A 22,051-nucleotide genomic window follows, 5' to 3' on the forward strand; every position below is an offset into this window, starting at 1 on the left:
CTTTCGGGGGTGGCCGATCACACCCCGTTCCGTGGCTCGCGGGCGTGAACGGCGTGTGACGGGCCGGGACCGGCCTTGGGTCCGCGCGGGAAGGGAGAGAGGATGGCGGGGACCGGGCGGCAGTGACAGCGGAAGGAAGCAGCGTGAGCGAGACGGACACGGCCAGGGGCGTCACCGGCGAGGACGAGGTCGTGGACCTCTGCCGCGAGCTGATCCGGTTCGACACCAGCAACTACGGCGACCACTCCGGTCCCGGCGAACGCAAGGCCGCCGAGTGGGTCGCCGAGAAGCTCGCCGAGGTCGGCCTGGAGCCGAAGATCTTCGAGTCGCACCCGGGCCGCGCCTCGACGGTGGCCCGCATCGAGGGCGCGGACCCGTCCAGGCCCGCCCTGCTGATCCACGGCCACCTCGATGTCGTACCGGCCAACGCCGACGACTGGACCCACCACCCCTTCTCCGGTGAGGTCGCGGACGGGTGCGTGTGGGGCCGCGGCGCCGTCGACATGAAGGACATGGACGCCATGACCCTGGCGGTCGTACGGGACCGGCTGCGCAGCGGCCGGAAGCCGCCCCGGGACATCGTGCTGGCCTTCCTCGCCGACGAGGAGGCCGGCGGCACCTGGGGTGCCCGGCACCTGGTCGACCACCACCCGGACCTCTTCGAGGGCGTCACCGAGGCGATCAGCGAGGTCGGCGGATTCTCCTTCACGGTCAGCGAGCAGCGCCGGCTCTACCTCATCCAGACGGCCGAGAAGGGCATGCACTGGATGAAGCTGAAGGTGGCCGGCACCGCCGGGCACGGCTCGATGATCCACCGCGACAACGCGATCACCGAACTCTCCGAGGCCGTGGCCCGGCTCGGGCGGCACAAGTTCCCGGTCCGGGTCACCAAGACCACCCGGGCCTTCCTCGACGAGCTGGGCGACGCGCTCGGCACCGAGCTGGACCCGGAGGACATGGAGTCGACGCTGGCCCGGCTCGGCGGCATCGCCAAGCTGATCGGCGCGACCCTCGGCAACACCGCCAACCCGACCCAGCTGAACGCCGGCTACAAGGTCAACGTCATCCCCGGCGAGGCCACCGCGCACGTGGACGGCCGCTTCCTGCCCGGCCACGAGGAGGAGTTCCTCGCCGACCTGGACCGGATCCTCGGCCCGAACGTGGTCCGCGCGGACGTGCACTCCGACAAGGCGCTGGAGACCAGCTTCGACGGGGCCCTGGTGGAGGCCATGCAGTCCTCGCTGCTCGCCGAGGACCCGACCGCCAAGGCCGTCCCCTACATGCTCTCCGGCGGCACCGACGCCAAGTCCTTCGACGACCTCGGCATCCGCGGCTTCGGCTTCGCGCCGCTCAAGCTGCCGCCGGAGCTGGACTTCGCGGGCATGTTCCACGGCGTGGACGAGCGGGTGCCGGTGGACGGGCTCCAGTTCGGGGTGCGCGTGCTCGACCGCTTCATCGACGCGTCGTGAAGCCGTACGCGTCGTGAAGCCCTGGCTTCAGCTAATCGGGCGGCTGTACGAGGTCGACTGAAAAGAGTGAATGCGACGATAAGCTCGTAGCTCCATTACTCCCTCCTCGTTACATCTCATGCGATCCGCTACTTGGAATCGCATTGCCAACAAGGAGGAATAATGCTCAAGAAGGTCGTCGCTGCTGCGGCTGCCACTGGTGGTCTGGTTCTCGCGGGTGCGGGCCTGGCCGTCGCCGACTCGGGTGCCCAGGGCGCTGCCGTGGGTTCCCCGGGTGTCGTCTCCGGCAACGTGATCCAGGTTCCCGTGCACGTCCCGGTGAACGTCTGCGGCAACACGATCTCCGTGATCGGGCTGCTGAACCCCGCCTTCGGCAACACCTGCATCAACAAGTGACGCCGACTCCCTGAGGGGCGCCGTCATTCCGTCGGCCCCGGAGCGCGCGCCATGCGCTCCGGGGCCGACCGGTTTTTCCGCAGGTTTTCTCTGCGGTGAATGTTAGGTCAGGATCCAAGGCAGGGGGGAATTCATAAAATGCGACAGGGCACCCGTAAGGGCCTTATGACAGTGGCCGCGGCGACCGGTGTGATCGCTGCGGCGGGCGGTTACGCCCACGCCGACTCGGGAGCCGTCGGCTCCGCCACCGACTCACCCGGTGTGCTCTCCGGCAACACCGTGCAAGCGCCGGTACACGTGCCGGTGAACGTCTGCGGCAACACCGTGAACGTCGTCGGCGCCCTCAACCCGGCGATGGGCAACAAGTGCGCCAACCACGGCGGCGGGGGCAGGCCTTCGGCCGGCTACGGCGACACCGGAGGCTACGGCGATCACGGCAGCCACAGCAGCCACGGCGGCGCGCACGCCGGGGGACACACCAGTGGCTCACCCGGCGTCGGTTCGGGCAACACCGTGCAGGCGCCGATCGACGTTCCGGTCAATGTCTGCGGCAACAGCGTCGACGTCATCGGCGTCGGCAACGCCGCGGTGGGCAACGAGTGCGCCAACGGCGGGGGTTCCGGACACCCGGGCCACCCCGGTCACCCCGGACATCCGGGTGGCGGTCACCCCACGCAGCCGCCCGGACACGGTGGGCACGGAGGCCATGGCGGTCACGGCGGTGATGGCGGCCACGGCACGCCCCCTGGGCACGGGGGACACGGGAGCACCCCGCCCGGGAAGCCGGGGAACCCCGGAACTCCGGGCCACCCGGGCACTCCGGGCCACCCGGGCACTCCGGGTCAGCCGGGACACCCGGGCCAGCACCCGGGAACGCCCCCCGCTCACACCGGCGGCAACACCGGCCCGACCGGTGCCCACAGCTCCAGCGTCGTCAATCCGCTCGGCAGCGCCTCGGTGAGTCAGCCCGTCGCCGCAGCGCAGCTCGCGCACACCGGCAGTGACCTGCCGCTCGGCCTCGCGGTGCCGGCGGGCGCGGGCGCTCTGCTCGCGGGCGTGGTGCTGTACCGCAGGGCGCGCGCCGCGGCGTAGCGCACCGACGGTGACGCACCGGCGGCGGTGCGTGGAACGGGACGGGCCCCGTCGACGCGGGGCCCCTTCCGTCAGTCGGCGAGTCTCACCATGTGGCACGCACCTGGCGGATGATCCGCCGGCGCAACCGCACCCTGCGGCTGCCGTCGCGCATGAGGCTCAGTCGGTCCAACTCCCAGTGTCCGTACTCGGCATGGTCCGTCAGCAGGCGTGTCGCCTCCTTGCGGGACACCCCGCGAGGTACGTACACGTCGACAAATTCGTATTCCGGCATCGCATCTATTGTGCGGGCTGGTGCCCGGTACGGATAGCGTCTGCACTATGTCTGATGCTGCGCAGCCCACCGCTGCCGAGGTACGCGCCGCCGCCGAGGCGGTCAAGACCGCGCTCGACCGCCATCTGGCCGCGGTCGAACGCAGGTCGGGGGAGGACGACCCGGCTGTCTACGAGGCGTTCAACCAGCTGGCCGCGGCCGCCGAGGTCTACGACGAGCTCCTGTACGACCGCTACGACGAGGTCACACCCTTCGAGATCCCCGGTACGGAAGACTCGCTGCCGCCGTACGCGGGCCCCGAGGAGCCGAACGCGATCAGTGTGCTGATCCGCCGCGACTACTCCGTGGCGGAACCGCAGCGGCTGCTGGCGCAGGCCCAGCGGGTCGAGGCGGCGGAGTACGACGACGGCCCCGGCGCGGACGAGGACGCGGCCGGCACGATCCACGGGGCGCTGGGCGTCCTGTTCGGCGAGTTCGAGCCGGACGAGATCGCCTCCCGGCACAAGGAGTTCGGCCTGGAGGAGGGCGACTCCACGCTCTGGGTCACCGCGGCGGACGAGCCGGCCGAGCCCGGCGAGTGGCTGGAGATGCCCTTCGAGCAGGTCGACCCGCAGCGGGTGGTGTGCCGCTTCGACGTCAGCGCGGTCTTCGACGACGAGGACGCGGAAGGCGTCGGGGACTCCGAGGAGACCGACGAGCTGGACGACGACCTCGACCTGGACGAGGACGAGGACCTGGAGCCGTTGGACGCGGAGCGCTGATCCGCCGGCCGGCGGTGCCCTCCGGAGGCCGAGTCCGGACGGGCACCGCCGGCCGGCGCCGTTGGGGCCGATCGCCGTCGCGACGGGAACCCCGTCAGTTCACCGCGGGGACCTGCGTCTTCAGCAGCAGTGGCAGGCGGGTCGTGCGCGGCTTGGGCAGGGTCTCGGCCACCGCCTTCGGCAGGGCCTGTTCCACGCCGTGCACCACCGACAGGTGGCGCTCCGCCCGGCTGAACGCCGTGTACACCCAGGGGCGGCTGAGCGACTGGACCGCGTCCCCGGGCAGCACCACGACCGCCGCCGGCCAGCGGCTGCCCGCCGCCTGGTGGGCGGTCAGGGCCCAGCCGTGGCGGACGGACTGCTCCACCCGCTCCTTCGGTACGACCACGGGCCCGCCGGCGCAGGACAGGTGCAGCCCGTCGGCGTCGGCCTTCACCACCTGGCCCGGCACCGTACGGCCCGGCGCGGGGGAGTAGGCGATCCGGTCACCCGGGTCGAAGCCGCCGAAGCGGCCCGGGCCCGGATTGAGCCGTTCCTTGAGAGCGGTGTTGAGGGCGCGGGTACCGGCCGCTCCGCCGTGGCCCGGGGTGATCACCACGGTCTGCTCGGCGGGGACGCCGATCGCGCGCGGGACGGAGTCGGCGACCAGCTGCACCGTCCGGTGCACCGCCTCGCCCGCGTCCCGCACCGGCACGATCATGACCTCCTTGCCGGGCGCCTCGACCTGGGTGAGCTCGCCGACCCCGATCCCGGAGACCAGCTCGCCGAGCGGGCCGGGGTCGGGCGTGCGGGAGGCGATCTGCGGGCACACGCGGGCCGCCAGCAGGTCGGCGAAGACCCGCCCGGGGCCCGCGGACCACAGCGCCGCCGGGTCCCCGCTCAGCACCAGCCGGGCCCCGTCGGGCAGCGCCTCCACGAGCATCGCCGCACCCTCCACGTCCAGCTGGGGCGCGTCCAGCACGATCAGCAGGTCGAGGGCCAGGGCGCCGTCCGCGTCCCGGCCGGGTCCCGCGGCGCCGGCGAGCAGGTCGGCGACGGTGCCCACGACCCCTTCGCCGACCGCGAGGCGCCGGCTGCCGTCAGGGGTGTGGGTGGCCGCGAAGGCGCGCAGTCCGGCCGCGCGGGCGGCGCTGAGCAGGGCCGCGGGTTCGGCGCGGGCCGCCTCGCCGCCCGTGTGCAGCACCAGGCCGTGCCCGGCGACCGCCCGCGCCAGCTCGGCCGCGCCGCCGGCCGCCGCCGCGGCCGCCTCCCAGGGCTCCGAGGCGTCCTTGGCCAGGGTGTTGACCAGCCGGGCCAGCCCGTCGGCGAGGCTCTCCTCGGCCAGCGCGTACCGCTCAAGGGCGACCAGGACCCGGACCGGCCGCTCCTCCTCGTCGTCCTCGGGCTCCGGGGCGCCCGGATCCAGGGCGTCCTGGAAGACCAGCGCCTCGCCCTCCGCGACCGCGCTCTGCACGGCCTCCTCCGGGTCGGGCACCGCCCGCTGGGACAGCGCGGCGGTCAGCGCCGGCATCTCCAGCGCGGTGTGCCCGGCCACGGCGGCCTGTTCGAGAAGCCAGCCGGTCACCGCCCGGCCGCGTCGTTCGTCGTCCGGACCGCATTCCGCGCCGAGCAGCGCCCGCGCGAACCCGTCGGCCTGGTCCGGCCGTACCCCGGTGACCCGGAGCAGCTGCCAGGGGTCCTCCCGCAGCAGCGCGTCCGCGCCCTCGCCGAGAGCGGTGGCGACCTGGGGCGCGAGCGACTCGGGCGCACCGCCGTCGGTCAGGACCCGTCGTACCGCCCCGATCGTCTCCGTGGCGGGAGCGGCGGTGCCCGGCGCGGGCTGGGGCCGGCGGACGGGCTCCGGGGCGGGGGCCGCCCGGGGCGGGGCCGGCTCCGGTTCGGTGAACACGGTGGCCGCCGGCTTCTCGCCGCTCTCCACGGCCCGGATCGCCGCGAGCAGATCGGCCGCCTTTCCGCTGAGCTTGGCCCCGCTCTCGATCGGCGCGGACTTCTCGGCCTTCCGCCGCGCGATCCGCTCCCGCTCGACCCGCTGAGCGGCCAGCTCGGCCTCGGCCTCGGACACCTGAGCCGCACCGTCGGCGCCGCCGCCGGCTTCGCCGCTCGCCGCGTCCGCCCCGTCGGAGTCGGCCGTGTGGGCCCCGGTGGTCTCCGCCCCGTCGGAGTCCGTCGTACCGGACCCGGCGGTGGCCGTGTCGCTCGCCGCGGCCGGGCCTGCGGTGAGGTCGCCGGCCCCCGTCGTCCCCCCGGCCGTCGTGCCCCCGTCGGCCTCGGGCTTGGCGCCCAGCCCCGGCTCCGTGCTCACAGCGTGCTCCAGTCGTGATCGGGATAGCGGTGCACGGGCGCCGACACGTCGTCGAGCGCCCGGCAGATCTCGTCAGGAAGACTAAGCGCCTCCACTGACAATGCCCCCGCGAGCTGCTGCGCGTTGCGCGCGCCGACGATCGGGGCGGCCACGCCGGGCCGGTCCCGCACCCATGCGAGCGCCACCTGGAGCGGGGTGACCGCGAGCCCGTCGGCCGCCGTCTGCACCGCGTCCACGATCCGGGTGGCGGTGTCGTCGAGGTACGGCTCGACGAACGGCGCCAGATGCTCGGAGGCGCCGCGCGAGTCCGGGGGAGTGGAGTGCCGGTACTTCGCGGTCAGCACGCCCCGGCCCAGCGGGGAGGACGGCAGCAGTCCGATGCCCAGGTCGAGGGCGGCGGGCAGCACCTCGCGCTCGATGCCCCGCTGGAGCAGCGAGTACTCCAGCTGCGTGCTGGCCAGCCGGGTGCGCGTGCCCGGCGCCGCGAGCTGCCAGGTCGCCGCCTTCGCCAGCTGCCAGCCGCAGAAGTTGGAGACCCCGGCGTACCGGGCGCGACCGCTGCTCACCGCCAGGTCGAGGGCCTGCAGGGTCTCCTCCAGCGGGGTGTCCGGGTCGTAGGCGTGCACGTGCCAGACGTCGACGTAGTCGGTGCCGAGGCGGGCCAGGGAGGCGTCCAGCGCGGCGAGCAGATGGCCGCGCGAGCCGTCGAAACGCCGGTCGGGGTCGGGGACGCTGCCCGCCTTCGTCGAGATGACCAGGTCCCGGCGCGGCACCAGCCCTTCCATGAGCTGCCCGAGCAGATACTCGGCCTCGCCGTCGCCGTACACGTCCGCGGTGTCGACGAGGGTCCCGCCGGCCTCCCAGAACGCCTTCAGCATGTCCGCGGCGTCGTGCTCGTCGACGTCCCGGCCCCAGGTGAGGGTGCCGAGCCCGATCCGGGACACGCGCAGGCCGGTACGGCCGAGATGCCTCTGCTCCATGTCCGCGAGATTACTGGCCAGAGCTGGTGCGTTGGGTTGCCTGTGGATAACCGATTTCACAAGGCGGCTGTGCGTTGCAGGAGGCGGGAGCCGCCCTGCCCAGAGGCGCTGGGGGTACCCCCGGCCGAAGGCGGGTGGAGGAAGTGCGCGACCGGCCCGCCACGGCCCGCAGCGAACCACTGCCGATCCCCACGGCCACAACCCCCGCGCTAAGGTCTCTCGCAACAGCGACGTTACTGATCGGTAAGGGGAACGGCCATGCAGCTCGGGATCAACCTCGGCTACTGGGGTGCCGGGATGGACGGGGACAATCTGGCCGTGGCGCAGGAGGCCGAGCGGCTCGGGTACGCCGTGTGCTGGGCCGCCGAGGCCTACGGCTCCGACGCCGCCACCGTGCTCAGCTGGGTCGCCGCCCAGACCGAGCGCATCGACGTCGGCTCGGCCATCTTCCAGATCCCGGCCCGGCAGCCGGCCATGACCGCGATGACCGCCGCGACCCTCGACTCGCTCTCCGGCGGCCGGTTCCGGCTCGGCCTCGGCGTCTCCGGACCGCAGGTCTCCGAGGGCTGGTACGGCGTCAAGTTCGACAAGCCGCTCTCCCGCACCCGCGAGTACGTGGAGATCGTGCGGCGGGCGATGAGCCGGGAACGGCTGTCGTACGAGGGCGAGCACTGGACGCTGCCGCTGCCGGGCGGCCCCGGCAAGCCGATCAAGCTGACCGTGCACCCGGAGCGCGAGCACATCCCGGTCTACATCGCCGCCATCGGCCCGAAGAACCTGGAGCAGACCGGCGAGATCGCCGACGGCGCGCTGCTGATCTTCCCCTCCGCCGAGCACCTGGAGGAGACGGCCGTGAAGTACCTGCGCGCGGGACGGGAGAAGGCAGGCAAGACCCTCGACGGGTTCGACATCTGCCCGACGCTGCCGCTGGCCGTCGGCGACGACAAGGACGTGGCCTCGCTCGCCGACACCTTCCGGCCCTACACCGCGCTGTACGTCGGCGGCATGGGCAGCCGCAAGCAGAACTTCTACAACCAGCTCGCCCAGCGCATGGGCTACGAGCGGGAGGCCGCCGAGATCCAGGACAAGTACCTGTCCGGGGACAAGAACGGGGCCGCGGCCGCCGTACCGCAGGAGCTGATCGACCAGACCACGCTGCTCGGCTCCGTGGACCGGATCGCCGACCGGATGAAGGCCTACGCGGCCGCCGGGGTCACCACGCTCTCCCTCGCGCCCGCCGGTTTCGCCCTGGACGAGCGGCTCGCCTCGCTGCGGGCCGGCGCCGAGGCACTGGAGCGCGCCGGGCTCGCGTGAGCGTCTGACACGGAAGAAAGTCCACGGCCGTGGTGGGGGCTCGGGGGGTCTTCCCCGCCACGGCCGTCACGGAGAACAACGCGTCGCCGTCCGCGCGGTTACGCCCTCGGCGCGACCCCGGTGCTCCTCCTTTCGGCCGAGTCGGCCCGCACACCTGTTGCAGCGCCCGTGATGCGGCATTTGACTCGTTCTTTACGGGTCTGGTGAGTCCTCCGGAGAGGTGCCCACGATGCTTTCGGCCAGGAGTCTGTTCCAGGAGATCCTCGACAACGACGAGTCCTTCCGGCTCTTCTGCTCCATCGCCGCCGGCGGGGAGTCCCAGGGCGGCTGGGAGAACGCGCGGATCGCCGCACTGGTACCGCGGAGCGAACGCGACCTCGCCCCCAAGATCACCCGCCACGGCGCCGACGAGGACAAGCACGGGCGCATCTTCCACGCCCTGCTCAGGAAGCGCGGGCTGACGCCCGTTCCGGTGCCGGCCGACACCGACTACACGATGATCCTGGAACGGCACGGCATCGGGCTCGCCCACGCCCGGCTCCGGGCCGACCGTGCGCTCACGGTGCCGGACATCGTCACCTACCTCGCCCACAGCCGGGTCACCGAGCAGCGCGCCTCCGAGCAGATGGAGCTGCTGCGCCGGGCCTTCGGCGGCCACCCGGAGGTGGGCCCCGCCGTGCGCATGATCTCCGGTGACGAGGACAACCACCTCGCCTACTGCCACGAGGAACTGCTGCGTTTCGCCGCCGCCGGGCACGGCCGCGCCATCCAGCGCACGCTCCGCGCGTGCGCCCTCGCCGAGATCCGCATCTACCGGGACGTCAGCCTCGCCGTCATGGCCCACATGGGCCGCATCCTCGGCTGGCCGAGGGCCAGGTCCGCGCTCCTGGCGTTCGGCATCCACGCCGTCTACGCCTACGAACGCGCCGTCGGCTGGCGCCGCATGGTCTCCCTGCGGATGCCGGAGCACAGGAACGCGCTGGGCGGCCCCGCGACCCCCGCCCCCGAGTTCGCCTGAGCCCACCGGGCCCAGGGCCCGAGGGCCGCAGGCGTCCCTCACATCCACCCGCGGCGCTTGAACAGCCGGTACAGCGACAGCTCCAGCAGGGCCATGAGCATGATCACCGCCGGGTACGCCCAGAGCCAGTGCAGCTCGGGCATGTGGTCGAAGTTCATGCCGTAGATCCCCGCGATCAGCGTCGGTACCGCGGCCATGGCCGCCCACGCGGAGATCTTCCGCATGTCGTCGTTCTGCCGCACGCTCATCTGCGCGAGATGGGCGCTGAGGACGTCCGACACCAGCCGGTCCAGACCCTCCACACTCTCGTTCACCCGCGTCAGGTGGTCGTTGACGTCCCGGAAGAACGGGCGGGCCTCCGCGTGCACGAAGGGCACGGTCACGCCGCTGGCGGGGCCCACTCCCGCCAGCTTGGTCATGGGCAGCGCCAGCGGCACCGTGGCCCGGCGGAACTCCAGGATCTGCCGCTTGAAGGTGTAGATCCGCGACGCGGTGTGCCGGGAGCCGCCGCCGCTCGGCGAGAACACCTCGGTCTCCACCTCCTCCAGGTCGTTCTGCAACTCGGTCGCGACCGCCAGGTAGTTGTCGACGACCGCGTCGGAGATCGAGTGCAGCACCCCCGTCGGACCGTGCTTGAGCATCTCGTGCTGCTCCTCCAGGTGCCGCCGGATGTCACCGAGGGGTGAGGGCGTCCCGTGGCGCACGGTGACCACGAAGGAGTCCCCGATGAAGATCATCAGCTCGCCGGAGGTCACCGTGTCGCTCTTCGGCTCGTACGTCACCGGCTTCAGGACGACGAACAGCGAGTCGTCGTACACCTCCAGCTTGGGCCGCTGGTGGGCGGTCAGGGCGTCCTCGACGGCCAGCGGATGCAGCCCGAACTCGTCGGTGACCAGGTCGAACTCGCGCTCCGTCGGCTCATACAGGCCGATCCACAGAAAACTGTCGCCACGCGCGCGTGCCTCCGCGAGGGCGTCGGAGAAGTCCTGCGGGGTCTCCGTCCGCTCCCCGTCCCGGTAGATGGCGCAATCGACGATCACGGAGCGTATTCTCCCGTCGCCCGCCCGCCTGCGCACTTCGGGGTGCGCCTACGCTGGGCCGCATGCCCACGCTGATCCTCGTAAGGCACGGACGGTCCACCGCCAACACCTCGGGTGTGCTCGCCGGCTGGACGCCGGGCGTCGCCCTCGACGAGCGGGGGGCCGCCCAGGCCGCCGCGCTGCCCGGCCGGCTCGCCGGGCTGCCGATCTCCGAGCTCGTCACCAGCCCGCTGCAACGCTGCCAGGAGACGATCCGCCCGCTGCTCGACGCCCGCCCCGAGCTCACCGCCCACACCGACGAGCGGATCGGGGAGGCCCACTACGGCGACTGGTCCGGCCGCAAGCTCGCCGAACTCAAGGACGAGCCGCTGATGCAGGTCGTCCAGGCCCACCCGTCGGCGGCCGCGTTCCCCGGCGGCGAGTCCATGCGGGCCATGCAGACCCGCGCCGCCGAGGCGGTACGCGAGTGGAACGCGCGCGTGGAGCGCGACCACGGCTCGGACGCGGTCTATCTCATGTGTTCGCACGGTGACATCATCAAATCCCTCGTCGCGGACGCGCTCGGTCTGCATCTCGACCTCTTCCAGCGGATCTCCGTCGAGCCGTGTTCCATCACAGCGATCCGTTACACCCGCCTCAGGCCGTTTCTCGTTCGTCTCGGGGACACCGGGGATCTCGCCTCCCTTGCCCCGCGCGAGGAACCACCCGGCGAAGACGCCACGGTCGGTGGCGGCGCCGGCGCGCCGTGATCGTCGGCCGCAGTAGGGTGAAGCGATCCACGTAAGCGGCCCCCGGTCGCATCGTCGCCCTCCCGAAACCCACGCACTCTCGATTCCCATGGAGACAGGACGTGTCCCGTCAGGTGTTCCTCTACGATCCGCCGGACCGCTTCGTCGCGGGCACGGTCGGGATGCCCGGACGCCGTACGTTCTTCCTCCAGGCCACGGCCGGCCCCCGGACGACCAGCGTGGCCCTGGAGAAGACCCAGGTCGCCGCACTCGCCGAACGCATGGACGAACTCCTCGACGAGGTCGTGCGCCGCAGCGGCGGCAACGCGGCCGTGCCCGCCGTCGCGCCCACCGAGGTCGCCGACAGCGCCCCCCTCGACACCCCCATCGAGGAGGAGTTCCGCGTCGGCACCATGGCGCTCGCCTGGGACGGCGAGGAAGAGCGCATGATCGTCGAGGCGCAGGCCCTCGTGGAGCTGGACGCCGACTCCGAGGAGGACCTCGCCGAGGCCGAGGAGCGGCTCCTGCAGGACGAGGAGAACGGGCCTCCGATGCTGCGGGTCCGGCTGACCGGCGCGCAGGCCAGGGCCTTCGCCAAGCGCGCCCTCGACGTCGTCAACGCCGGGCGGCCGCCGTGCCCGCTGTGCAGCCTCCCGCTCGACCCGGAAGGACACGTATGTCCGCGCCAGAACGGATACCGCCGCGGAGCGTGACCGCCGCCGAGCTGCTCGCCCACGGTGAGCTGAAGGTACGCGGCCGCATCCGCGACGCCTCCAACGCCGCACTGTTCTGCACGGTCGCGTACGACGGCCAGGAGGCGTCCTGCGTCTACAAGCCGGTCGCCGGGGAGCGCCCGCTGTGGGACTTCCCCGACGGCACCCTCGCGCAGCGCGAGGTGGCCGCCTACGAAGTCTCCGCGGCCACCGGCTGGGACCTGGTCCCGCCCACCGTGCTGCGCGACGGGCCGTACGGCGAGGGCATGGTCCAGCTGTGGATCGACGTCGACCCCGAGGGCACCGAACTGCTCGCCCTGGTGGACGCGGAGGAGCCCGAACCCGGCTGGAAGGCGATCGGGCTCGCCGAGGTCGGCGAGGGCAGGACCGCGCTGCTGGTGCACGCCGACGACGAACGGCTGCGCCGGCTCGCCGTCCTCGACGCCGTCATCAACAACGCCGACCGCAAGGGCGGCCATCTGCTGCCCACCGCCGACGGCCGCCTGTACGGCATCGACCACGGCGTCACCTTCAACGTCGACAACAAGCTGCGCACCCTGCTGTGGGGGTGGGCGGGGGAGGACCTGACCGGCGAGGCCGTCGAGGTCCTCAAGGGCCTGCGCGAGGCCCTCGGCGGGCCGCTGGGAGCCCGGCTGGCCGAGCTGATCACCACGGCCGAGCTGGACGCCACGCGCGCGCGTGTCGAGACGTTGCTCACCGCCGGGAAGCACCCGGAACCCGGCGGCGAGTGGCCGGCCATCCCCTGGCCGCCCGTATAGCGCCCACCAGCACATTCCGGCCCCGAGATCAAGACTGCCTTCCCGGCCGTCCGGTTCGTATACCGAACTCGGGTCCGGTTACGCTCATGTACATGCATGCCTGGCCCGCTTCCGAGGTCCCCGCCCTGCCTGGTCAGGGCCGCGACCTGAGGATCCACGACACCGCGACCGGCGGTCCGGTCACCCTTGACCCCGGTCCCGTCGCCCGTATCTACGTCTGCGGCATCACGCCGTACGACGCGACCCACATGGGGCACGCGGCGACCTACAACGCGTTCGACCTGGTTCAGCGCGTGTGGCTCGACACCAAGCGGCAGGTGCACTACGTCCAGAACGTGACGGACGTCGACGACCCGCTCCTGGAGCGCGCGGAGCGCGACGGCGTCGACTGGGTCGCCCTCGCCGAGCAGGAGACCACCCTCTTCCGCGAGGACATGACCGCCCTCCGGATGCTGCCGCCGCAGCACTACATAGGCGCGGTCGAGGCCATACCCGGCATCGTGCCGCTGGTCGAGCGGCTGCGCGACCTCGGCGCCGCCTATGAACTCGACGGTGACATCTACTTCTCCGTCGAGTCCGACCCCAACTTCGGCAAGGTGTCCAACCTCGACGCGGCCGCCATGCGGCTGCTGTCCGCCGAGCGCGGCGGCGACCCCGACCGTCCCGGCAAGAAGAACCCCCTCGACCCGATGCTGTGGATGGCCGCCCGGGAGGGCGAACCGAGCTGGGACGGCGGCTCCCTCGGCCGCGGCCGCCCCGGCTGGCACATCGAGTGCGTGGCGATCGCCCTCGACCACCTGGGCATGACCTTCGACGTCCAGGGCGGCGGCTCCGACCTGGCCTTCCCGCACCACGAGATGGGCGCCTCGCACGCCCAGGTGCTGACCGGCGAGTTCCCGATGGCCAGGGCGTACGTCCACGCCGGCATGGTCGCCCTGGACGGCGAGAAGATGTCCAAGTCCAAGGGCAACCTGGTCTTCGTCTCCCAGCTCCGGCGGGACGGCGTCGACCCGGCCGCCATCCGCCTCGCCCTCCTGTCCCACCACTACCGCGCCGACTGGGAGTGGACCGACCAGGTGCTGGCCGACGCGGTGGCCCGCCTGGGCCGCTGGCGCGCGGCGGTCTCCCGTCCGGACGGCCCGCCCGCCGAGTCCCTGGTGGAGGAGATCCGCGAGGCCCTGAGCAACGACCTGGACGCCCCGGCCGCGCTGGCCGCGGTGGACCGCTGGGCGGCCGTACAGGAGCAGCAGGGCGGCACCGACACGGGCGCCCCCGGAGTGGTGTCGCGAGCAGTGGACGCGCTGCTGGGCGTGGCCCTGTAAGGAGACGTCAGGCCCCGCGCCCTGTCCTTCAGGGCCGCGGGGCCGTGTCGATCTGCGGCTTCGCCGTGTGGGCGCGCTCGGCCGCCACCGGCGCAGGGCCGGCACTCGACGCGCACGCCCCAGCCTGGTCAGTCCCCGGACACAGCCTCTGTGATCAGTCCTCGGACGTGTCCTCGCCGTCCGGCCCCGGGTTCCCGGAATCACCGGTGTCCCCGGAATTCTCCGTGCTCCCGGGCGTGTCGGGCCTCGGCGGGCGCGGCGGCCGGGCCTTGCCTGCCGGGTTGCCGGGGTTGTCCCGCAGGTACGACGCGCCGTCGCTGCCGTCCGCCGTGGCGTGACCGCCGGGCGGGTTCACGTCCCGGCGCCGCAGGTAGCGCTCGAACTCACGGGCGATCGCCTCTCCCGAGGCCTCCGGCAGCTCGGCGGTGTCCCGGGCCTCCTCCAGCGTCTGCACGTACTCGGCGACCTCGCTGTCCTCGGCGGCCAGCTGGTCCACCCCGACCTGCCAGGCGCGCGCGTCCTCGGGCAGCTCACCCAGCGGGATCCGCAGGTCGAGCAGGTCCTCCAGGCGGTTGAGCAGCGCCAGCGTGGCCTTCGGGTTGGGCGGCTGGGAGACGTAGTGCGGGACGGCCGCCCAGAGCGAGACCGCCGGCACGCCGGCGTGCGTGCACGCCTCCTGGAGGACGCCGACGATGCCCGTCGGGCCCTCGTACTTGGTCTCCTCCAGGTCCATCCGCTGCGCCAGGTCCGAGTCCGAGGTGACCCCGCTGACCGGCACCGGACGCGTGTGCGGGGTGTCGCCGAGCAGCGCGCCCAGGACGACCACCAGCTCGACGCCCAGCTCGTGGGCGAAGCCCAGCAGCTCGTTGCAGAACGAGCGCCAGCGCATGGACGGCTCGATGCCTCTGACCAGCACCAGGTCCCGCGGCTTCTCGCCGCCGACCCGGACCACCGACAGCCGTGTCGTCGGCCAGGTGATCTTGCGCACGCCGGCGTCCATCCACACGGTGGGGCGGTTCACCTGGAAGTCGTAGTAGTCCTCGGCGTCGAGCGCCGCGAACACCTCGCCCTTCCACTCCCGCTCCAGGTGCGCGACCGCGGTGGAGGCGGCGTCGCCGGCATCGTTCCAGCCTTCGAACGCGGCCACCATGACTGGGTCGATCAGCTCGGGAACCCCCTCCAGCTCGATCACCCAGTGCCTCCTTCCGACGTGCCCTCGCGTACGCCCCAACCTTACGGCGTGAGGCGGGGGCGCCCGCAGCCCCCTTGCACGGGGGAGTGAACGGATCACTGCCCCGTTCGCCGTCCTCGAACACCCCCGGTTCCAGGAAGCCGGTAAGCGCTTCACAGGCTGCTGCGCAGCCACTGCTCCACGCTCGCGATGTGCACGGTCGCCCAGGACCGGGCCGCCTCCGCGTCCCGGTCGCGCAGCGCGGCCAGGATCGCCCCGTGCTCCCGCAGGGTCCGGGCGACCGCGTCCTCCTGGGTCAGGCCGCGCCAGATCCGGGCCCGGGTGGTCGGCCCCGACAGCCCGTCAAGGAGCGAGCACAGCACCGAGTTTCCCGAGCTCTGCACGATGCCCCGGTGGAACTCCAGGTCGCAGGCGACCAGCTCCTCCACCGACGGCTCGGCGCCGAGCGCGTCCAACTGGGCGTCCAGTGCGTCCAGTTGCTGCTCACTGATCCGGGAGGCGGCCATCGCGGTCGCGGCCGGCTCCAGGATCCGGCGCACCGCGAGGAACTCCAGGACCGTGTCGTCGCGGTGGAAGTCGACGACGAAGCTCATCGCCTCGAGGAGCAACTGCGGGTCCAGGCTGGTGACATACGTGCCGTCGCCCTGCCGGACGTCCAGGATCCGGATCAGCGACAGGGCCCGCACCGCCTCCCGCAACGAGTTGCGGGACAGGCCCAGTTCGGCGGCGAGTTCGCTCTCCTTGGGCAACCGCTCACCGGGGCGCAGCGCACCGGAGACGATCATGTCCTTGATCTTCTCGATCGCCTCATCGGTGACTGCCATACCGGCCTCCTTGTCGCCCAGACATCCGATGTCTCAGACTCATTATGCGGCCTGGTCAAGGCGTCCGCGGTCACGCTTCGTCCCCCTCCGCCGACCTCGGCGAACCTGCTGCTGGAACCACGTGTGAAGGAGCGTGCCGGAGTGATCGCGGGCGGTCACCGGAGGCACGAGGCGACGGCATACCGCCTTCCGGCGGGCATGCGAGAGGGGCGGCTCCCCAGGGGAGGGGAGCCGCCCATCCTGTCGCCCGCCCCCGGTACGGCGGGGCCGGGTCTTCAGCGGTTGCCGGGACGGTCAGGGGAGGACCCGGCAGCCGCCTGTTCCTGGTGTCAGCCCTTGTCGAGCAGGTCCTGGACCTTGGCCCGGACGTCGTCCGTGGCCAGGCCGCGGATCGTCAGGGTGGTACGGCGGCGCAGCACGTCGTCCGCGGTCTCGGCCCACTCGTGGTCGCGGGCCCAGACGACCTGCGCCCAGATCTCCGGGGCGTCCGGGTGGACGCGCTCGGCGAGCTGCGGGTCCTCGTTGGCGAGGCGCGCGATGTCGAAGGCCAGCGAACCGTAGTGGGTGGCCAGGTGCTTCGCCGTGTCGGCGGCCATCCGCGGGCCCGGGGCCGGGTTGTCCACCAGCAGGCGGTGGGCGACGGCACGCGGGTTGGCGACACCGGGCAGCGGCAGCTTCTTCGGCAGCGAGGCGATGGGCTCGAAGTCGTCGCCCAGCGGGTGGCCCGGCAGCGCCTCCAGCTTCTCCATCACGGTGCGGCCGATGTGCCGGAAGGTGGTCCACTTGCCGCCCGCGACGGACAGCATGCCGCCCTTGCCCTCGGTGACCACGGTCTCCCGCTTGGCCTTGGCGGTGTCGCCGGGGCCGCCCGGCAGGACGCGCAGGCCGGCGAAGGCGTAGGTGATCAGGTCGCGCTCGAGCTGCTGGTCCCGGACGGAGAACGCGGCCTCGTCCAGGATCTGGGCTATGTCCTTCTCGGTGACGGAGACGTCCGCCGGGTCGCCCTCGTACTCCTCGTCGGTGGTGCCGAGCAGCAGCATGTCCTCCCAGGGGAGGGCGAAGGTGATCCGGTACTTGTCGATGGGGGTGGCCAGCGCGGCCTTCCAGGGGGAGGTGCGCTTGAGGACCAGGTGGGCGCCCTTGGAGAGGCGGATGGACGGGGCCGCGTTCGGGTCCTCCATCCGGCGCAGGTGGTCGACCCAGGGGCCGGTCGCGTTGAGCACCAGACGGGCGTTGACGCCGAACTCCTCGCCGGAGACCGCGTCCTTCAGGTCGGCACCGGTCACCCGGCCCCGGGTGAAGCGCAGCCCGGTGACCTGGGCGTGGTTGAGGACGACCGCGCCCGCCTCGACGGCCGCGCGGACCGTCATCAGCGCCATGCGCGCGTCGTTCATCTGGTCGTCGCCGTAGACCGCGACGGCCTTGAGGTTCTCGGTGCGCAGCTCCGGCACGTCCCGCTGGGCCCGAGCGGGCGAGAGCAGGTGACCGACGCCGTCACCGAACGCGGAGAGCGCGGAGTAGGCGAACACGCCCGCCCCGAGCTTCGCGGCGCCGTGCGGACCGCCCTTGTACACGGGGAGGTAGAACGTGAGCGGGTTCGCCAGGTGGGGGGCCACCTGGCGGGAGACCGCACGGCGCTCGAAGTGGTTCTCCGCCACCAGCTTCACCGCGCCGGTCTGCAGGTAGCGCAGACCGCCGTGGAGAAGCTTGGAGGAGGCGGAGGAGGTGGCGCCGGCGAAGTCGCCGGCGTCGACCAGTGCCACCCTGAGCCCGGACTGCGCGGCGTGCCAGGCGGTGGAGATGCCCAGGATGCCGCCGCCGATCACGAGAAGGTCGTACGACGCCTTGGAGAGCTGCTCCCTGGTCTCGGCCCGGCTCGGGTTCGAGCCGGAGGCCGGGTGCGTCCCCAGGGCAGGTACGGACTGCAGGGTGGACTGACTGGTCATGTCGGGTTCTTACTCCTCGTCAGAGCTCGATCGTGAGAGCGGTGCGCGCTCTCGTCAGCTCTCGTCGTCGATCCAGCCCATGGTCCGGTCGACGGCCTTGAGCCAGTTCTTGTACTCACGGTCGCGGGTCTCCGCGTCCATGCGGGGGGTCCACTCGGCGGCCCGGCGCCAGTTGGCGCGCAGTTCGTCGGTGCTGGACCAGAAGCCGACGGCGAGGCCGGCGGCATAGGCGGCGCCGAGGCAGGTGGTCTCGGCGACCATCGGGCGCACCACGGGTGCGTCCAGGACGTCGGCGAGGGTCTGCATCAGCAGGTTGTTGGCGGTCATGCCACCGTCGACCTTGAGGGCCACCAGCTCGTCGCCGGAGTCCTTCACCATGGCGTCCGCGATCTCGCGGGTCTGCCAGGCGGTGGCCTCCAGGACGGCGCGGGCCAGGTGCGCCTTGGTGACGTACCGGGTCAGGCCGGCGATCACGCCGCGGGCGTCGGAGCGCCAGTGCGGGGCGAACAGGCCGGAGAAGGCCGGCACGAAGTAGGCGCCGCCGTTGTCCTCGACCGAGAGCGCGAGCGTCTCGATCTCGGCCGCGGTGGAGATCAGGCCCATCTGGTCGCGCATCCACTGCACCAGCGAGCCGGTGACGGCGATCGAGCCCTCCAGCGCGTACTGGGTCGGCTGGTCGCCGATCTTGTAGCCGACCGTGGTCAGCAGACCCGCGTAGGAGTTGATGATCTTGTCACCGGTGTTCATCACCATGAAGGTGCCGGTGCCGTAGGTGGACTTGACCTCGCCCTCGGAGAAGCAGCACTGGCCGAACAGGGCCGCCTGCTGGTCGCCGAGCGCGGAGGCGACCGGGATGCCGCCGAGCAGGTCGCCGAGCTTGCCGCCGGTGACCTCGCCGTAGACCTCGGCGGAGGAGCGGATCTCGGGCAGGATCTGCAGCGGCACGCCGATGGACTCGGCGATCTTCTCGTCCCACTGCATGGTGTGCAGGTTCATGAGAAGGGTGCGGGAGGCGTTGGTCACGTCGGTGACGTGCCGGCCGCCGTTGGCACCGCCGGTCAGGTTCCAGATGACCCAGGTGTCCATGGTGCCGAAGAGGATGTCGCCCGCCTCGGCGCGCTCCTTGAGGCCGTCGACGTTGTCGAGCAGCCAGCGGGCCTTGGGGCCGGCGAAGTAGGAGGCCAGCGGCAGGCCGGTCTCGCGGCGGAAGCGGTCCTGGCCGACGTTGCGGCCGAGCTCGCGGCAGAGGGCGTCGGTGCGGGTGTCCTGCCAGACGATGGCGTTGTGGACCGGCTCACCGGTGTTCTTGTCCCACAGCACGGTGGTCTCGCGCTGGTTGGTGATGCCGATGGCCTTGATGTCGTCGCGGGTGATGCCGGCCTTCTGGATGGCCCCGGCGACGACTTCCTGGACGTTGGTCCAGATCTCGTTGGCGTTGTGCTCGACCCAGCCCGGCTTCGGGAAGATCTGCTCGTGCTCCTTCTGGTCGACCGAGACGATACGGCCGTCCTTGTCGAAGACGATGCAGCGGCTGGAGGTCGTGCCCTGGTCGATCGCGGCGATGAAGGGGCCTGCGGTGTGGGCGTCGGTCACTGTGTGCTCCTCAAAGATCCGTGGTGTGTGCCGGTACGTCTGTTTCTTCGGCGAAGCCTGCTGCTTTAAGCGAAGGCGACGTTGTAGATACCCGCGGCTATGGCTCCGCCGATCAGCGGGCCGACGACCGGGATCCAGGCGTAGCTCCAGTCGGAACCACCCTTGTTGGGCAGGGGGAGGAGCGCGTGCACGATGCGCGGGCCGAGGTCACGGGCCGGGTTGATCGCGTAACCCGTCGGGCCGCCGAGCGACAGACCGATCGAGACGACCACCAGGGCGGTGATCAGGCCGCCCAGCACACCGAGGCCGTTGCCCTTGTCGTTGAGGCCCTGGGTGAGGACCGCGAGGATCAGCACGACGGTGCCGATGATCTCCGTGGCGAGGTTCTGGACCGCGTTCCGGATCTCCGGACCGGTGGAGAAGATGCCGAGGACCGGTCCTGCGCCCTTCTCCTGGGCCTCGACGGCCTTGGCCGTGGTGGCCTGCGCGCCCGGACCGCCGACGATCTCCTTGTCGGTGAGGTGCGCCTGGAACTGGCCGTAGTAGGCGACCCACACCAGGGAGGCGCCGATCATCGCGCCGAGCAGCTGTCCGGCGAAGTAGACCGGGACGTTGCTCCAGTCGCTGTTCTTGATGGCGAGAGCGACGGTGACGGCCGGGTTGAGGTGGGCACCGGACAACGGTCCGGAGATGTAGACGGCCGTCAGGACGGCGAAGCCCCAACCGAAGGCGATGGCGAGCCAGCCGGCGTTACGGGCCTTCGAGGCCTTGAGCGTGACAGCGGCGCAGACGCCGCCGCCGAGCAGGATGAGTATGGCGGTACCGATGGTCTCGCCGATGAAGATGTCGGAGCTGGACACCCGCGACTCCTTTGTCCTTCGTCCAGGGAAGCCGAACCCCGAGTCCCTTCGGGGTGTTGGCGCCCTCGGGGGTGAGAGCGATGTCGGCCTTTGGCGTTGTCACACTCTAGCGCGTATTGCCGGTAGGTGTTCGACAATGCCGACCGATGGACGGGAGTCTTGCTCCGGCGTTACGCGTGCGTCAAGGGTTCTGTTATCGAAAGCGCGATCGTTATTGATTGCTGTGGGTTATCGATGAGTCGGGTCGTCCGCCGGGTGTCCCGCGCTAACTCCACTGATCTGCAAGTTTGCCCTGTTATGTCCATCTCAGGGTACGGCTGAGGCCGGTCCGCCACACGCGAACCGGCCTCGGTCGTCGGTCAGGGGCGCGCCGTCAGAACCGGCCCGCGCCCAGGTCCCGCGACACCGCACGGGCACAGTCCCGCACCGCCGCGATCAGGTCGGGCCGCAACTCCCCGTCCTTGCAGAGCCGCTCCACCGCGCCCGTGATGCCCACCGCGCCCACCGGCATGCGGCGGCGGTCGTGGATCGGGGCCGCGACCGAGGCCACGCCCTCCCAGGTCTCCTCCACGTCGGCCGCGTAGCCCCGGGCCCGCGTGATGTCGAGGATGTGCTCGAAGGCGTCCAGATCGCAGGTGGTGCGGTCGGTGAAGGGCTTGCGGTCGGCCTCCAGTGCCTCGCTGTGCGCCACCGGGTCGTAGGCCGACAGCACCTTGCCGAGGGCGGTGGAGTGCAGCGGCTGCATGGCGCCGATCTCCAGCACCTGCCGGCTGTCGTCGGGCCGGAAGACGTGGTGCACGATCAGCACGCCCTGCTGGTGGAGCACGCCCAGATAGACGCTCTCGCCGCTGGAGCGGGCCAGGTCGTCCGTCCACACCAGCGCCCGCGCCCGCAGCTCGTGGATGTCCAGGTAGGTGGTGCCGAGCCGGAGCAGCTCGGCGCCCAGCTGGTATCGGCCCGAGACGTCGTCCTGCTCGACGAACCCCTCCTGCTGGAGGGTGCGGAGTATGCCGTGTGCGGTGCCCTTGGCGAGGCCCAGTGACGAGGCGATGTCCGACAGTCCGAGCCGTCGCTCGCCGCCCGCGAGCAGCCGCAGCATCGCGGCCGCCCGTTCGAGCGACTGGATGTTCCGTGCCATCGCCGTTCTGCCTCCGTCCCCTGTGACCCTCACCGTCACAACGCCGTAACCATCGTTCGGCAATGCCGAACACTACCGGTCCATGCCGACTCACCGCTAATGGTCGGTCGACATCCGTTACTTCACGCGTGGCCCATCCTTCGGTGTCCGGCCACACACATCCGCCCCGCACCATGACCCGTGAGCGGCCAGAACGCCATGGTCGGCGTCATACTGCCCGCCCCGCCGGTCACTCGTCCGCCACATGGACGCCCTGCCCATCCAAGCCCACTCCCGGTTACGCTGGCGCCGTGCGTCCATAGCCGGGTCC

20 protein-coding genes are annotated in these 22,051 nt (G+C 71.7%); 10 read left to right on the plus strand and 10 right to left on the minus strand.

Annotation, left to right across the window (positions count from 1 at the left end; translation table 11 throughout):
• The first annotated feature begins 143 nt into the window (after positions 1–143).
• The 3 genes from ACFY0P_RS41315 to ACFY0P_RS41325 all read left to right on the plus strand — a co-directional run bounded on the left by ACFY0P_RS41315 (position 144) and on the right by ACFY0P_RS41325 (position 2,957).
• On the plus strand, positions 144–1,469 hold the full coding sequence (locus tag ACFY0P_RS41315; protein ID WP_388925785.1) for a M20/M25/M40 family metallo-hydrolase: 1,326 nt from the start codon (positions 144–146) through the stop codon (positions 1,467–1,469).
• A 162-nt stretch (positions 1,470–1,631) separates the two neighbouring features.
• Complete coding sequence (gene chpH / locus ACFY0P_RS41320; RefSeq protein WP_123978334.1) at positions 1,632–1,865, plus strand: chaplin ChpH; 234 nt, start codon at positions 1,632–1,634, stop codon at positions 1,863–1,865.
• A gap of 138 nt (positions 1,866–2,003) precedes the next feature.
• On the plus strand, positions 2,004–2,957 hold the full coding sequence (locus ACFY0P_RS41325; protein WP_388925788.1) for a chaplin: 954 nt from the start codon (positions 2,004–2,006) through the stop codon (positions 2,955–2,957).
• Positions 2,958–3,042: 85 nt separating this feature from the next.
• Here ACFY0P_RS41325 and ACFY0P_RS41330 read toward each other — a convergent pair whose 3' ends face one another.
• Positions 3,043–3,231, minus strand: coding sequence for a DUF5703 family protein (locus tag ACFY0P_RS41330; protein ID WP_046732800.1), 189 nt, complete (start codon positions 3,229–3,231; stop codon positions 3,043–3,045).
• A gap of 47 nt (positions 3,232–3,278) precedes the next feature.
• Here ACFY0P_RS41330 and ACFY0P_RS41335 point away from each other — a divergent pair, with 47 nt between their 5' ends.
• Positions 3,279–3,992, plus strand: coding sequence for a hypothetical protein (locus ACFY0P_RS41335; protein WP_388925790.1), 714 nt, complete (start codon positions 3,279–3,281; stop codon positions 3,990–3,992).
• 94 nt (positions 3,993–4,086) lie between these two features.
• On the opposite strand, the gene ACFY0P_RS41340 is transcribed toward ACFY0P_RS41335, so the two are convergent.
• Both ACFY0P_RS41340 and ACFY0P_RS41345 read right to left on the minus strand, forming a co-directional pair.
• On the minus strand, positions 4,087–6,294 hold the full coding sequence (locus tag ACFY0P_RS41340) for a helix-hairpin-helix domain-containing protein (protein ID WP_388925793.1): 2,208 nt from the start codon (positions 6,292–6,294) through the stop codon (positions 4,087–4,089).
• Positions 6,291–7,274, minus strand: a complete 984-nt coding sequence (locus tag ACFY0P_RS41345; RefSeq protein WP_388925796.1) for an aldo/keto reductase — start codon at positions 7,272–7,274, stop codon at positions 6,291–6,293. The genes ACFY0P_RS41340 and ACFY0P_RS41345 overlap by 4 nt, the downstream gene beginning before the upstream one ends.
• Before the next feature lie 258 nt (positions 7,275–7,532).
• On the opposite strand from ACFY0P_RS41345, the gene ACFY0P_RS41350 reads away from it, so the two are divergent.
• Both ACFY0P_RS41350 and ACFY0P_RS41355 read left to right on the plus strand, forming a co-directional pair.
• Positions 7,533–8,588, plus strand: a complete 1,056-nt coding sequence (locus tag ACFY0P_RS41350) for an LLM class F420-dependent oxidoreductase (RefSeq protein ID WP_350789242.1) — start codon at positions 7,533–7,535, stop codon at positions 8,586–8,588.
• A 229-nt stretch (positions 8,589–8,817) separates the two neighbouring features.
• The gene (locus tag ACFY0P_RS41355) at positions 8,818–9,606 is read left to right on the plus strand and encodes a ferritin-like domain-containing protein (RefSeq protein WP_388925799.1); all 789 of its coding nucleotides are present in this window, start codon (positions 8,818–8,820) and stop codon (positions 9,604–9,606) included.
• A 38-nt stretch (positions 9,607–9,644) separates the two neighbouring features.
• Here ACFY0P_RS41355 and corA read toward each other — a convergent pair whose 3' ends face one another.
• Entirely contained in the window at positions 9,645–10,646 is a 1,002-nt protein-coding gene (gene corA / locus ACFY0P_RS41360; protein ID WP_388925802.1) for a magnesium/cobalt transporter CorA, read from the minus strand.
• A gap of 62 nt (positions 10,647–10,708) precedes the next feature.
• On the opposite strand from corA, the gene ACFY0P_RS41365 reads away from it, so the two are divergent.
• From ACFY0P_RS41365 to mshC, 4 genes are all read left to right on the plus strand, one after another.
• Positions 10,709–11,395, plus strand: coding sequence for a histidine phosphatase family protein (locus tag ACFY0P_RS41365; protein WP_388925804.1), 687 nt, complete (start codon positions 10,709–10,711; stop codon positions 11,393–11,395).
• Between the two features lie 101 nt (positions 11,396–11,496).
• Positions 11,497–12,087 (plus strand): DUF3090 domain-containing protein, encoded by a 591-nt coding sequence (locus ACFY0P_RS41370; RefSeq protein WP_388925807.1) that lies wholly within the window; start codon positions 11,497–11,499, stop codon positions 12,085–12,087.
• On the plus strand, positions 12,051–12,866 hold the full coding sequence (locus ACFY0P_RS41375; RefSeq protein ID WP_388925810.1) for an SCO1664 family protein: 816 nt from the start codon (positions 12,051–12,053) through the stop codon (positions 12,864–12,866). Before ACFY0P_RS41370 ends, ACFY0P_RS41375 begins: the two co-directional genes overlap by 37 nt.
• A 92-nt stretch (positions 12,867–12,958) precedes the next feature.
• Positions 12,959–14,188 carry a cysteine--1-D-myo-inosityl 2-amino-2-deoxy-alpha-D-glucopyranoside ligase gene (gene mshC / locus ACFY0P_RS41380; RefSeq protein WP_388925813.1) on the plus strand — a complete coding sequence of 410 codons (1,230 nt, stop codon included), beginning with the start codon at positions 12,959–12,961 and terminating at the stop codon, positions 14,186–14,188.
• Between the two features lie 154 nt (positions 14,189–14,342).
• Here mshC and ACFY0P_RS41385 read toward each other — a convergent pair whose 3' ends face one another.
• The 6 genes from ACFY0P_RS41385 to ACFY0P_RS41410 all read right to left on the minus strand — a co-directional run bounded on the left by ACFY0P_RS41385 (position 14,343) and on the right by ACFY0P_RS41410 (position 21,741).
• Positions 14,343–15,380, minus strand: a complete 1,038-nt coding sequence (locus tag ACFY0P_RS41385; protein WP_388925816.1) for a PAC2 family protein — start codon at positions 15,378–15,380, stop codon at positions 14,343–14,345.
• A gap of 152 nt (positions 15,381–15,532) precedes the next feature.
• Positions 15,533–16,204 carry a FadR/GntR family transcriptional regulator gene (locus ACFY0P_RS41390; protein WP_388925819.1) on the minus strand — a complete coding sequence of 224 codons (672 nt, stop codon included), beginning with the start codon at positions 16,202–16,204 and terminating at the stop codon, positions 15,533–15,535.
• Positions 16,205–16,533: 329 nt separating this feature from the next.
• On the minus strand, positions 16,534–18,150 hold the full coding sequence (locus ACFY0P_RS41395) for an FAD-dependent oxidoreductase (protein WP_388925822.1): 1,617 nt from the start codon (positions 18,148–18,150) through the stop codon (positions 16,534–16,536).
• A gap of 54 nt (positions 18,151–18,204) precedes the next feature.
• The gene (gene glpK, locus ACFY0P_RS41400; protein ID WP_388925825.1) at positions 18,205–19,743 is read right to left on the minus strand and encodes a glycerol kinase GlpK; all 1,539 of its coding nucleotides are present in this window, start codon (positions 19,741–19,743) and stop codon (positions 18,205–18,207) included.
• 65 nt (positions 19,744–19,808) lie between these two features.
• Positions 19,809–20,603 carry an MIP/aquaporin family protein gene (locus ACFY0P_RS41405; RefSeq protein WP_189264814.1) on the minus strand — a complete coding sequence of 265 codons (795 nt, stop codon included), beginning with the start codon at positions 20,601–20,603 and terminating at the stop codon, positions 19,809–19,811.
• A 373-nt stretch (positions 20,604–20,976) separates the two neighbouring features.
• On the minus strand, positions 20,977–21,741 hold the full coding sequence (locus ACFY0P_RS41410) for an IclR family transcriptional regulator (RefSeq protein WP_351490182.1): 765 nt from the start codon (positions 21,739–21,741) through the stop codon (positions 20,977–20,979).
• Positions 21,742–22,051: the final 310 nt, after the last annotated feature.

Origin of the sequence: Streptomyces sp. NPDC001714, from assembly GCF_042892755.1 — a bacterium.
Lineage (GTDB): Bacteria > Actinomycetota > Actinomycetes > Streptomycetales > Streptomycetaceae > Streptomyces.

Excerpts from the sequence above, each read along its gene's own strand:
- chpH (WP_123978334.1), top strand. The coding sequence starts at position 1,632 with ATGCTCAAGAAGGTCGTCGCTGCTGCGGCTGCCACTGGTGGTCTGGTT.
- ACFY0P_RS41325 (WP_388925788.1), top strand. The coding sequence starts at position 2,004 with ATGCGACAGGGCACCCGTAAGGGCCTTATGACAGTGGCCGCGGCGACC.
- ACFY0P_RS41330 (WP_046732800.1), bottom strand. The coding sequence starts at position 3,231 with ATGCCGGAATACGAATTTGTCGACGTGTACGTACCTCGCGGGGTGTCC.
- ACFY0P_RS41335 (WP_388925790.1), top strand. The coding sequence starts at position 3,279 with ATGTCTGATGCTGCGCAGCCCACCGCTGCCGAGGTACGCGCCGCCGCC.
- ACFY0P_RS41345 (WP_388925796.1), bottom strand. The coding sequence starts at position 7,274 with ATGGAGCAGAGGCATCTCGGCCGTACCGGCCTGCGCGTGTCCCGGATC.
- ACFY0P_RS41350 (WP_350789242.1), top strand. The coding sequence starts at position 7,533 with ATGCAGCTCGGGATCAACCTCGGCTACTGGGGTGCCGGGATGGACGGG.
- ACFY0P_RS41355 (WP_388925799.1), top strand. The coding sequence starts at position 8,818 with ATGCTTTCGGCCAGGAGTCTGTTCCAGGAGATCCTCGACAACGACGAG.
- ACFY0P_RS41365 (WP_388925804.1), top strand. The coding sequence starts at position 10,709 with ATGCCCACGCTGATCCTCGTAAGGCACGGACGGTCCACCGCCAACACC.
- ACFY0P_RS41375 (WP_388925810.1), top strand. The coding sequence starts at position 12,051 with ATGTCCGCGCCAGAACGGATACCGCCGCGGAGCGTGACCGCCGCCGAG.
- mshC (WP_388925813.1), top strand. The coding sequence starts at position 12,959 with ATGCATGCCTGGCCCGCTTCCGAGGTCCCCGCCCTGCCTGGTCAGGGC.
- ACFY0P_RS41390 (WP_388925819.1), bottom strand. The coding sequence starts at position 16,204 with ATGGCAGTCACCGATGAGGCGATCGAGAAGATCAAGGACATGATCGTC.
- ACFY0P_RS41395 (WP_388925822.1), bottom strand. The coding sequence starts at position 18,150 with ATGACCAGTCAGTCCACCCTGCAGTCCGTACCTGCCCTGGGGACGCAC.
- ACFY0P_RS41410 (WP_351490182.1), bottom strand. The coding sequence starts at position 21,741 with ATGGCACGGAACATCCAGTCGCTCGAACGGGCGGCCGCGATGCTGCGG.